This window comes from Clostridioides sp. ES-S-0054-01, from assembly GCA_021561035.1.
Taxonomy (GTDB): Bacteria; Bacillota; Clostridia; order Peptostreptococcales; family Peptostreptococcaceae; genus Clostridioides.
Map to the genome: position 1 here is coordinate 2,297,816 of CP067346.1, position 12,741 is coordinate 2,310,556.

The 12,741-nt window shown below is 25.6% G+C and carries 10 protein-coding genes; all 10 read right to left on the reverse strand.

The features are described from left to right. Positions 1-4 precede the first annotated feature (4 nt). Genes JJC02_10910 through JJC02_10955 form a run of 10 tightly spaced genes read right to left on the reverse strand, consistent with a single transcriptional unit; the run spans position 5 to position 12,734 of the window. Complete coding sequence (locus tag JJC02_10910) at positions 5-3,376, reverse strand: Ig-like domain-containing protein (protein ID UDN53415.1); 3,372 nt, start codon at positions 3,374-3,376, stop codon at positions 5-7. A gap of 15 nt (positions 3,377-3,391) precedes the next feature. After that, positions 3,392-4,510: a Low copy number virion structural protein gene (locus tag JJC02_10915; GenBank protein UDN53416.1), complete on the reverse strand. Its 1,119-nt coding sequence runs from the start codon at positions 4,508-4,510 to the stop codon at positions 3,392-3,394. Next, positions 4,511-5,185 carry a hypothetical protein gene (locus JJC02_10920; GenBank protein UDN53417.1) on the reverse strand — a complete coding sequence of 225 codons (675 nt, stop codon included), beginning with the start codon at positions 5,183-5,185 and terminating at the stop codon, positions 4,511-4,513. It abuts the gene before it with no gap. An 8-nt stretch (positions 5,186-5,193) separates the two neighbouring features. Next, a complete protein-coding gene (locus tag JJC02_10925; protein ID UDN53418.1) occupies positions 5,194-6,009 on the reverse strand; it encodes a baseplate J/gp47 family protein in 816 nt (271 codons plus the stop codon). Then, a complete protein-coding gene (locus tag JJC02_10930; GenBank protein UDN53419.1) occupies positions 5,990-6,403 on the reverse strand; it encodes a hypothetical protein in 414 nt (137 codons plus the stop codon). Before JJC02_10930 ends, JJC02_10925 begins: the two co-directional genes overlap by 20 nt. Continuing rightward, positions 6,396-7,172, reverse strand: coding sequence for a hypothetical protein (locus JJC02_10935; protein ID UDN53420.1), 777 nt, complete (start codon positions 7,170-7,172; stop codon positions 6,396-6,398). Before JJC02_10935 ends, JJC02_10930 begins: the two co-directional genes overlap by 8 nt. Positions 7,173-7,183: 11 nt before the next feature. Further along, positions 7,184-10,822 (reverse strand): hypothetical protein, encoded by a 3,639-nt coding sequence (locus JJC02_10940; GenBank protein ID UDN53421.1) that lies wholly within the window; start codon positions 10,820-10,822, stop codon positions 7,184-7,186. 38 nt (positions 10,823-10,860) lie between these two features. Continuing rightward, positions 10,861-11,226 carry a hypothetical protein gene (locus JJC02_10945; protein ID UDN53422.1) on the reverse strand — a complete coding sequence of 122 codons (366 nt, stop codon included), beginning with the start codon at positions 11,224-11,226 and terminating at the stop codon, positions 10,861-10,863. Next, the gene (locus JJC02_10950; protein ID UDN53423.1) at positions 11,219-12,250 is read right to left on the reverse strand and encodes a hypothetical protein; all 1,032 of its coding nucleotides are present in this window, start codon (positions 12,248-12,250) and stop codon (positions 11,219-11,221) included. Before JJC02_10950 ends, JJC02_10945 begins: the two co-directional genes overlap by 8 nt. 1 nt (position 12,251) lies before the next feature. After that, positions 12,252-12,734, reverse strand: a complete 483-nt coding sequence (locus JJC02_10955) for a hypothetical protein (GenBank protein ID UDN53424.1) — start codon at positions 12,732-12,734, stop codon at positions 12,252-12,254. Positions 12,735-12,741 lie beyond the last annotated feature (7 nt).

The window sequence follows — 12,741 nt, forward strand, 5'->3', positions numbered from 1 at the left end:
TTATCTATATTTTTCTATTCACTATATTGATTTCATCTTTAGCATTTTCATTGGCAATTGCTTTTATAACGTCTACACAATCGCCTGTCCAACTCGTATAAATACATGCAATTATTCCATTAATATCAGTTCTATCATTTACTTTTTCTATTGTACCAAGAGCAGATTCTACGTTTACAGAAGCACCTTCAATTGGATTATTATACTTATCTGTTACTGATATTAAGATGCTTATATCATCTTTTCCATTGGCAAATATAAAGTTGGTTTCTGAGTATATTTTTAAAAAGTAAGGTTCTAAGGTATAATCTGATATGTATATATATCCATTGTATAGGGTGTTGTAGATTGGATTTAATGATATATGCTTTAATTCTTTTAGTGAAGATGTTTTATGAGTTTCAAAATAGACCTTCACCTTAGTTGGGTATTTTTCTTCAAATTTATGTAGCTTTATTTCAACTTCATCTTTTTCATAGTCATATAAAGCTATAAAAGAGTTCTTAATTTTGTATCTAACATTTATTATACTTCCCTTAGGTACTTCTTTTTCAAAAACTATAACATTATTTTTAATAGTATAGTCCTTCATTAATACATCATTTACTGTAATAGATATTGTTGTCTCATCTATATCTATGTTTTGTAAGTATAAAGTTTTAAATCCAAGAGATTCAAATTTTTCTTCATTTTCAAGTGAATATTCTCCTGTTTTACTTATAAAAAATACTTGAGTATATGGTTCTTCTATTCCAATTTCATAGATAATAATAGGTGAATATTGTTGTGGTATAGGAGACATTCTTATAGTTTTAGTATAGGGAACCTTAAATATTATTCCATCTTGATCTAATTCTGATATAAAATCATTTTGAGATAAATATAATGATTGTGCATTTAATGGTTTTTTAGTTATTTTATCTCCACCATCATATAAAATATTATATTCTTCAGAATATACATCTACTTTGGTAAATTTTATACTTTTTATATTTTCTATTTTAAAATCATTTGCTTTTGCAACTACCTCTGCATATTCCTCAATATTTTTTATAATTGTATGTGATTGAGTGTCATATGGTAGATTATATGATGTTATATTTTCATATTTAGAGGAGTATTCTGTAGGATTATAAGTGGCTTTAACTCGTATATCCCCTATTGCAGGTACAAACATTTCTAAATTCATTCCTGTATACTCATATCTCCCAACTTTTAGGTTTAAACTGTATAGCTTTGCTCTCTCTTTTAAAACAATTTTAAACCTCACAAATCTCTTAGCCTCAATCTTAGTATTATTTTCTACTTGAATCCATTTGTCTGAATTTAGTTTTCCCTCTAAATTAGTAAGTACATTATCATCCTGTATATAAAATTCTACACTTCCATCAAATTTCATTGATGGCATTACATATTTTAAATTCTCTGTTTTTTCTACTGTATCTCCTAAATCCATTATATTAGTTATAGATACTGAAATAGAATTATTTGATAATGGCATCAATACTTCTTCTCTATAATAAAAATTAAAACTCAGGAAAGAATCAATAAAATTTCTCCAATCAGATTCACATTCATAAATTAGTTCTCGATGTTGTAGTTTAGGCATTTTGGATGGTTTAAGTACAAATCTTAATTTAAATACTTTGCATAGTATTAAATTTTGAGGAAGGGGTTCTCCATAAATCAATTTAACAGGTTGCATCCATTCTCCATAAATATCGTTATGACCTACATAATATACATCTACAGTACTAAATAGACTGGATTTTTGTATCCATGATATTTCCTGAATGGATGTAGGTTTTTTGTCAAATAAAAAAGGTGTTGTTTCATAAATATATTCATCAAGAAAATCATAATAATAATCGTTATAATATTTTATTGGTTTTGCCCACAGCATATTATCTTTATAGAAAAATTTTGAACTATCAAGTAATAAGTCTTTTTTATTAACTTTTCTAATATCATATTTTTCAATTTTTCCTGTTGGTTCTGATACACTCAAAGTAATCTTTATTAATATCCTAGACTTATTAAAGCTATCCTGTAATATTTTCTCTTGACCATTCATATTGCATTTATTATATAAATAATACTCATCTTGATTATAATAGTAATATCCATTATGTATGCTTGGACACCAACGTGCTAAAGCATTTTGCAATGTTCTTAAAGATACAATTATAATATCATCAATATGCCCATACCTTATAGTAAGCACCTTTGGGTAATCTAAAATCACCACATCACTTATACTTGCTTCTACTACAAGCTCAAACCTCTTATACTCATTCGAATTTAAACTAAATTCTGTAAGACCATATACATAAGTATGTTTTCTATTATCATCAATTATGAATTCCCCTCTATCAACTTGCCCCAAAAACTCTTTGTATTCAGTCGAATCTGCAATTATAGAATCTGAATAAAATTTTATTTTATCTCCATTGATTAGAGTATAATCCTCTTCGTCTACTTGATTTTCAAATTCATATAAAACACATGCTTCTTCCGGGCTAAATTTTTCTATGATACAATAATATTTTCTATCATAAACATCAGTAGAAGCTTCAAAAGCTGGAGCTGTATCTACCATATCCTTTTTCCCATTTTCTGATACCTGAAAATCTCCATTTATAGCTCCAACAAGTGAATCATATTCTAGTGGGGGAAATATCTCAATATATTCTTTTTGCCTTGTAACCTCTATAGCTTTTATGCATACCTTATGGTCAAAATAACCATACTCAGTAAATTCAACCTTATCATCAGTTTCATTATCTTCTAAAAAATCCCTATATCCATGTGTATATGAATATATTTTTACTGGCCCTTTTATATCATAAATTTCTATATCAAATTTATATCTCTTTGAATAATCTTTATTTTTTAACTCTGGTATCAAACTATATAAGTAAATATCTGCCACTTGAGTATACTCATCAAATAGATAGTCTAAAGCTAGTTCAGATGTATAGGTTGGTCCAAATGGCTCTCCTTCAATTTTTTCCCTAATTGGAGATACTTCTCTTGCACTTACTCTAATACTTACTTTAGAATCATAAGTTATATAATTAGTTTTTGCTTCCATCTTATATCTATAATAAAATTTTATAGTGTTGTATTTCACTTTGTTACTTGCTCTTATTCCGTATATTTTATTTAATAGTTTAAATGTCTTTTTATATGTAGTATCTTCTGATTTATATAACTTACAATCATTATAATCTCCTATTCCAGACTGAAATGCTTTCATTCTACTTGCTATGTTAGTATTTAGATATGGAACTATTTCTACTCTTTCTGGCAATTTAAAATTAGTATAACTCAGCATTTCATTTTCTTGCATAATTATATTTTTACCTTCTTCCATTTTTTCACCTCCAATCTACTTTTTATAATATCCATATTTTGAAAATCCTTTTATACTGGCATCAAGAAAGGTTGGTAAAAATGAAAAACTATTATTATAATCTTCGTCTTCCTTTACCCAGGTATCTTCATCATACCTAAAATCATTCCAGAAAGTTGAAGTATCCTCTTTTATTTTTGTTACATAATCAATTAATAGATTGGTTGGGGTTGCATCTGAATTATATAATTCTATATTTAATTTTTTATTGTTTATATCTACTAGTTGATACATTTCAAGACTCTTTATAAAGGAAATAACTACTGATTTATTTTTTTTATCAGGATTTCCCTTTAAAAGAATTTCTCCTCTAGAAGTGATATATACATCATCTAAATCTATTAGATTGTTGTCTATTGATATAGTATTTATCAAAACCATCTTTTCAGATATAATAAAATCTTCACTCATATCCTTCCATTCTTTTACTTCTCTAATCCCAAGCTCTCTTGCAATTCCATTAGCAAGACCTCTTTTTGTCGAACTAGCTGGATTTTTAAAAACATCAAGAATTCTAAGCTTATAATCATGATTCTTTTCTCCTTTAAGTCTAGAACATCCTACCAAAGAACCAAATTCATCAAAAAAATTCCATACATGATGTAAACTCAACTCAAATAAAAATTCTTTATTAATACACTTTATTTTTATTTTCCCAAAAGGTAAATCTCCTTCTTTATCATATGGCTCTCTAACATAAATTACTTTTTTCTTTTCATCAATAAAATAATAATCTGGCTGTCTTATGTTATTTTCTAAATTTTTTTCATTTTTCTTTATTCCAAAAAAAGTATACAGGTCCCAACTTCTTTCAAGTATAAGTTGATTTGTATACACCATAGAAATATTATTTATGTTAAAGTTGCTTGGTAATAAAACTTTATATACCAAATCAATAAATTCCTCATCTGCTGACTCAATATACATTTGCTTTGAAGCATAAAGTAGCATTTCTTCTATTTCATCCAACTCCATGCCAAATATATTTAAAAACTCAATCCCAATAGATTTGTTGGATTTTTTCTTCATTTCAAACCAAAAAGGAAGCATTGACCTTATTTTTTCTGTATATCTTGCAAAATCACTTTCTTTCATTTAGATAATCACTCCTCTAAACCTAAGCCCTACTAAATCTCCATTTAAATTATTTAATGTTTTATTTGCATCAAACATAATATCATTCATTACAAATAGAAATGTGTCAAATACTGTTATAGACTTAGTGTATATATCTGGATAAAAGGCAGATACACAAATTTCTTGAATCCTAGCAACTATTTCATGCTGCCTATCTGAATTCCAATGATTATACTTATCCATTACTATATCAAGTACGTTTACTTCTTCTTGTGAATAGCAATTATTATCTTTATAAAAACTTTTCAAATCAGCAATAATATTATTTAATGTATAAACACTCTCTGTATATAATTCATCTGTATCTACTATCTTTCCATAATCTACCTTTTTACATAATTTTAAAGCATGAACCTTAAATATATTCATATGATTAATCAGTATTTCTTTAAAAACAGCCTCTTTTCCCTTATTTTCAAGTGTAAAATGTATTTTTATAATATTTTTATTTAGTTCTATTTTTTTAAATATGGGATGTGAATACAGCATTAATTTATTATTTGTAGCTCTATACTGTTCTTTATTCTTTATCTTATATTTTTTTCTACCTAAGTAAGCTCCAACTACAGTGATAATTGCAGTTGTAATTGCTACAACACTCTTTATTAATTCCAAATATACGTTTTCAGTCATTATGTCACCTATATAATTACTACAGAATCCTCATCTGGAGAAACAATAAATTTCTCATCCCATCTGCAATCATGATTAATTAATAAACAATTTTTATTGTTTATCTTAATACTGTTACAAGAATACGTTAGTATAGAATCACTAACTTGCATGATTCTTTGAGTCAATTCATTTATAAATAGTGATTCTCCTATGTTTATTGAATTTATATAGCTTATCATTTCTTCTCTTACAGATACTCTTATAGATTGTTTCTCTATTTCATCTATATAGGGAGAAAATACCAAACCTATATTTAACTTTACATATTTAAAATTAGGTAACTTTACTATGACCTTTTCTCCAAATGATGTTATATCCAATAAGGCTTCTCTTACATTCAAAAGTAAATCTTCATCATTTATATTTTCAGTTATTGGTATGATAGTCATACTACCTGGTCCATGAGAGTATCTTTTTAATATTACATCCTTTATACCTTCTATGCTTAAAACAGCTAATCTTATGGAAGTTTCATTTGCCTTAGCCAAGGTTAATGTCTGATGAGTAATTCTTTTTCTATAATCCTCATCCGATTCTTCAAACAATCTTTTACATCCAACTAATATACCTATAGCATTTAAAAATCTACCTGTAGCAGTAGTTACAAAAGCTTGAAGATGGCTCATTGTAAGTACATCATAAAATTCTGATATATTTTTATTTATTATATCAGAAAAAAGTTTAGCTATAGAGCCAGGACTTGTGTCAAATCCAATTTTATTTAGTTCCACTTCCGTTTCCTTGACCAGAGATTCAAAATTTTTATTGTGTATTAATATCATACTTAATTTTCACCCCACTAACTACATCAATTTCCATGTTAATAACAATTGGATTGTTACTTCTTCTTTCTTTTATAAAAATTAATAATTCTAGCTTATCGCTGTATATTTTAGGTATAAAAAACAAACTATTTTTTTCAACTAACTCATCATAAAATAAGGCATTTTCAATAGATTCTATAATTAAATCTAAGGTGTTTTTATTATTTAATGTCCCTAAAAACTTTTCTATATCTGAACCTATATAGTCCACATTAAACCAATCTTTTGTTACAGATTTTATTCTACAAATACATTTTTGTCTAAGTAAATCATCTGAATTTAAGTATAACAAATTATTGGAATTATTATCATATATAAGTTCTCCACTATCTGTTATACAAAAATCAAACATTTTTATCTACTCCATTTATCTTTATCTTTTTTGTATCAATAACTATCTCACTTCCAGATAAAATAATCTTATCCTCAGCACATATATTTATATTATTTGATATTACCGACCAGTTTTCCGATTTAGCAGAAAAATCTCCAAAAATTTCTATAGTTTTATTTTCAGCATTTATCCTTAGCCCAACATTAGTTGCTGTAAATATATCTATACTGCTATCATCTCTCAATTTTACAATAGAAGATTTTTTAGGATGATATACACCAACTTCTTTACCTCCAAAAAATCCTTTTTTTTCTATTTTTTCTACAACACTATCAATAGGATTTTTATCCATAAAATCTTTATATTTTAATTTATCTTTATTGTTGTAATCTAGCCAGGTCTCGCTCATTTTCTTAGTTATTTTTCTTGAGTCTCTCTTTATATTTGATAAAAGGCATCCTTTTCTAATGTGATTTCGTCTTTTTTTTGATAGACATTTATATGATTCATCCACCATTCCTGTTATCTTAGGTTGAAACACAGAATCATTATTAAATTGTATATAGACTTTATCACCTTTTTCTAATGGTGATAGTTGAACTCCTTCCCCTATATTTTGAATAGGTACATTGGAAAAGGTTGCACTATTCCCTTTTAAGTTCTCTACATATATATCTGCTGTATTTTTACATATATTAAAATCTATTACTTTACCTATAGAAGTTGTAAATATTGTTTTTGAATATGGATCTACTATGTTATCTATTAATTTATCTTTAAGCTTCATATGATTCCCTCCTATTTTAGATTAAGCTTCATATATGAATTTTTATATAATGGATATATGATTATAGAGTTTTTATAATTAAACATTTCATATTGTGCAGTAAGCATATTGTTTAGTGTCTCATAATTATCTAATCTTGTTAGTTTAGAAATATTAGTTGTATTATCTGAATTTACTAACCTTTCATTATTTAATATGTTTGATATAGAAAACAATATTTTATTACATGATTTTAGTACATTACTCATACCACTATATTTTAATGAATTTGCAGTCAATAAACCTGGTGTAACTGATGTTGTAAATTCAGTTTTCATATTTAAAGAATGTGTTACTCTCTTTGCTAAACATACACCTGATACTTCTCCAAGTAAATCATTAATTGCTATTAAATCATATACATTTACTTGTGGTTTTCCTGTAATAATCAAATCTCCATCATAAGCTTCTTTCCACGAGTTTTGAATTTCTGATATACAGTTTCTTATGGACATATGTCTGTTGTTTGCATATAATTCTCTGTATTTTAAATTTTCATCCTCTAAATTAGAAAATATATTAAAATTTTGTATCCTTGAATTATCTAATACTTTGAGCTTCTGATTTGACCATTTTATATTACAATCACTTATTATAAAAGGTGTGGATTCTAGATTTCCTAATACATTATAAACGCCTCTTGCATTTGTTAACAAATTGTTATTATCTATAATTATATTATTATTTATAATTGAGTCATAAAAATCTACTATATGCATTTGTGAAAAAGCTTTAGAATACTCATATACATCACTTTTTATCTTATTTGTATTAAATTTATACATCCAAACAGGCAAGCCAAAAAACAATCTATGTTCAAACAAGAATGGTCTTGGATATACCACAAACTCAGGCATAGATTTTTCACTCATTTTACATATATCCCATATCTTTTTACCTATTGGTAAAAACTCATAAATTGATTCACTTATATAATCAATACTCTGAATATCACCGAGATATATTCCTTTATAATTACTTAGATATATATTTTTAGATATGTCACTTTGAATTGCTCCATAAGTTTCTATAGAATTAAAATCATACATACCAAAATGCTCTACACCATACCTACTCTTAAAATTTTTTTCATTGTATTCAATATTTTGATATTTTGTTTTAAAGTTTCTCTTACTAATTAAATCTAATATTATATTACTTGCATCTTTCTTTAAATCTATATTGTCACCTAGAAAATTCATTTTTTCATCGAGATATTTATCTGTAAGCTCTAATCCATCTGACTTTGCCTCTATTAAAATAGTGTCTTTTAAAATATTTATTTCAACTATAGTTCCATTAAACACAATTGGATATTTTGAAGGATTTGAACCATACCCCATGCGAATATGTACTCTAGTTCCTTCTTTTAAAACTTCTTGACTATCTAATTTATTTCTGTTTTCTACTATTTTTAAATTAATTTCATATTTTGACTCTTCTTTATATCCTTTTAAAAATTCTGCTGTTACAAACTGATTTTTATTGAATATATTTAGAGTATCATTTTTTGTACAAACACTATTATCATCTAAATTTTTTTCATTATTACTATTAGAAATAACTATTTTTGCACTTGATATAGGAGAATCAACATCTTGTGATACTTTTATCTCCATAACAGATTTATATATGTAGTAATTTGTCCAACTTTTTTGACCATCAAAACAATCTGTAGCCTCATCACATAACATAAATATAAAATTTGGAAATGCTTTAATGAGGGTTCCTTTTTGTGAATATAAAAATTCATCAATTAACATATTTTCTACAACTGTATTTGGATTATTTTCAGGAAGCTCTTTAAAAGATTGTTTTGGTTTTACTCGTTTAATATTAAATGTTCCAATATCATTACCATGTATTTGATTAAAATTTTCATTTTTAAATATTAAGTACTCATTACAAAGTAGCTCTTCTTTAAATTCATTGCCTAATGTACTTATACTTTGTGGTTCGTATCCATATTTATATTCTGGTTCTACAACTATGTCAGGTTTAATGGTTTCTAGCTGTGTATTAATTTTATTACATTCAAATTTAACAGGGTATATAATATAAAAATCTGGCTCAACAAAACCATTATATTTTTCATTTCCCCCTATTTCATACATAACAATATCTGTTCTAGGATATTTTATGAGAGACGTTTGTTTAACTCCATTTTTAAATCTAAAATCTCTTATCTTTTGCATAGCATTGTCTATTTCGTCGTACTTTGGTAAACTGAGATTTGGATACATTTCTAAATACATAAGTTTATTGTTAGCACAAACATCTTGCATAGTTTTATTATCTATACCTTTAGATGTATAATCTATAAAGTCTTCTTCTGTACCTAGCCTCCCCTCAGGAATTTCATTATATTCATATGTTTCCTTAATTTCATTGAATGGTCTAAACCCTATTGGTTTCATCTTTTGGATTTTATCTATATCATAACTTCTACATTTAATGGTTATATTATACAGTCCAGGAAATCCAAAAACAGTATCTATTTGAACATCTTTTATAGTCATGTACTCTGTTCCAGTCAGATTTACAAGTTCATTTTCTACTTTTATAATATCTGTATTTTTACTATTTAATTTATTGAATTTTTTTATTATACTCTCATCACTAGTTTTAAATTCAAAGATAAAGTCAATTTTATTAAATCCCATGTATTGTTTTGTTGGTGTTTCACCATTATTCAGTTTTATATTAGAAAATATGTTATTTAAATTAAAATTGATATATGTAAGATATACATTTTCTTCATTACTCAATATTTCATCAAAGTAAATTTCATCCATTATAGTAGTTTTGCTCTTTATTTTACTAAAATCGATATTTTTTAAGTGTAATTTTTTAAATTTAAATTTACCAGTGAAGTTTACCGACTTTATCTTTTTAAGATTTGATAAGTTAGAATTTTCAAGATTTTTTTGAGTGTAAAATCTGTACAAATCCCAATCTATATGATTATCCAATGAAACATCATTTCTATTAAAATAAGGCTTAACATTAAATTCTTCCATAATTATTTTAACCCTTAGACTCTCTGAAAAACCTTCTACAGTTTCAACGGACATGCTTTTTAAAGCTACATTGTTTATATTATTTGCATCATTTACAACTTTACACTCAATTGGAACAAATGGAGTGTATTTAAACTGACAAATTAAATTTCTTAATCCATCTACATAATATTTGAAGTCAAATGGTGATTCAACTTGATACCCATTAACTTGATTTATACCATTTATCATTAAGTCTACAAATATTTCTTTTCTTATATTCTGTTTTTTAGATTGCCCTATATTTGACAATCTATCCTCATCTAAACTCTCACTATCATTAATAGAAGTTATACTTATATACTCTGGAGGTATTTCAAAACAACAATCTCCTATTCTAAAAATATTGTCAATATTATCTTTATATTTAAGCCTATGTTCATATTGAATATATTCGTAATAGCTTAAAGGTTTATACTTACCATCTAAGTTTCTAAGTGTTGATTCTCTATATAGTATATTGACTATTTCTTGACTATCCCTATCAGTTATTTCCTGAGCAACAGCCCCATAATATGATTGATTTGAACTCTTATTAGACTCATTATTCATAAATTCACCCTCTTTAGTTCATAAGTACTTTTATAAATTTACAAAATTATCTTAGATATTACATTTTCAATTTCCTCATTTGTTATATCTTTTCTATCATCTTGTATTGTAGTTCTTATATTTAAATTTTTTATATTTTTAAATAAATTTTTTATAATTTTTTCACCATAATCTATATCAATATCTAAAGGAGATTGAGCAGAAATTTTCATGTTTAATGCTTCATTGTTATTTATCAAAATATCATCTTCTATTGTGTTATCTTTACTTTCTAAGTTATCATATTCTTCATTTACTTTAGATTTAATATTATTAAAAGTTGCCTTAGCTTTTATTCTTCTCCCTAATAAAAAATTTTTATATTCTTCATAAAATTTTTCTTCAATATTATGTACATTATTCATCTATAATATCTCCAATCATTTTTAGCATCTTCATTTTAAATTTTTCAAGTCTATTTTCATAAAAATTCAAATCTATATTAGAATCTTTTCCACCTAAAATATAATTTATGTCAATATTTTTATATCCTGCTCTATTTAAAATACTTCTTATTTCTAAATGAATTTTTGATATGTTATTATTATAGTCTTTCAAATTTTCATTAATACGAAAATTGCTTATTTTAGAATTTCTTATATTATTACTATTTATAATATCATCTTTATTTTTCGTAGAATTTCTATTTTTATCATTTATATCCCTTGAATTGATAACATTATCTTTATCATTTTTATTCCCTATTTTTATAAAATCCCAGCTTATACGCTCAGTTTCCATATTCAACTTCTGTATATTTTTATTCTCCAATACTTTTAGTTTTTCTGGTCTATCCCATCTTGTATTTGTAAGGTTATTGGAATCTAAATGATAATCTTTAGATTTTATATTATTGTTACTATTAATATATTCTTTATTAGATTTATTATTTAGATAATCTTTGTCATATTCAAGATTTACATCTACACCTCTCAGTTTAAGAATATATTCAGACTTAGCTGTCATTTCCATAAGCTTCTCATAATCCCAATCTCGTATTTCTTTAAGAGAAATCTCTGGAAATGCTGCTTTTACAAATAATTTACTCTGTTCTAAAAAAGTATTAAGTTTGCTTCTACTTTCCTCAAAATAATCTATTATTGAACTTTCATCTAAAATGTGAGATTCATGAATTATTCTTTTAGAAATTTCATCTGTTAATCCTGCTATTGGACTTTTTGAAAAAACGAATTCTTTAGGATATATTAATGCAGATTGACATATAAAATCATTAAATTCTTCATATGTATCAAAAACAAGGTTAGCTTTTATATATGTATTAAGATTAATTAATTTAAATATATATTCATGTGTACCAAATTTAATATGAATTAATTTTTTATAACCAGTTTTTTCTTTTATATTCATAATATCTTCTATTAAAAGCATACTATATTACCTCTATTATAAAATCTTTTGTAAAGCCTGATTTTTCCATAATTACTTCAGAATATGAAGTTGGTAAACCTGCATTAGTAGTATCTTTCCAATCATACTCTTCTGGCCATAATGTCACAGTTTTGCATATAATTTCTTCACGTTGTAAAGTGTCAATATTTTGAAGAGATAATAATTGCTTATATTCAAATCTGTTAATAGTTCTAAATATAAATCTCTTTTTTAAAATATCAATCATATATATATCATAACCAGACCATTTCTTTTTCCATGCTTGTACTTGAATTGTTCCTGGACCATTTTCAAATAAAGGAATATCTTCTAATCCTAAATTTTTCAGTTCTTCACTTTTACTCTCATCACTAAAAACATCTGCGTATAAATCAATTTCATCTATATTTTTTCCATATTGAGATTCTAAGTCCAACTTAGCTTGTTTTGCCAATAATTCTATTTCTTTTTCATCATAATTCATTTAATCC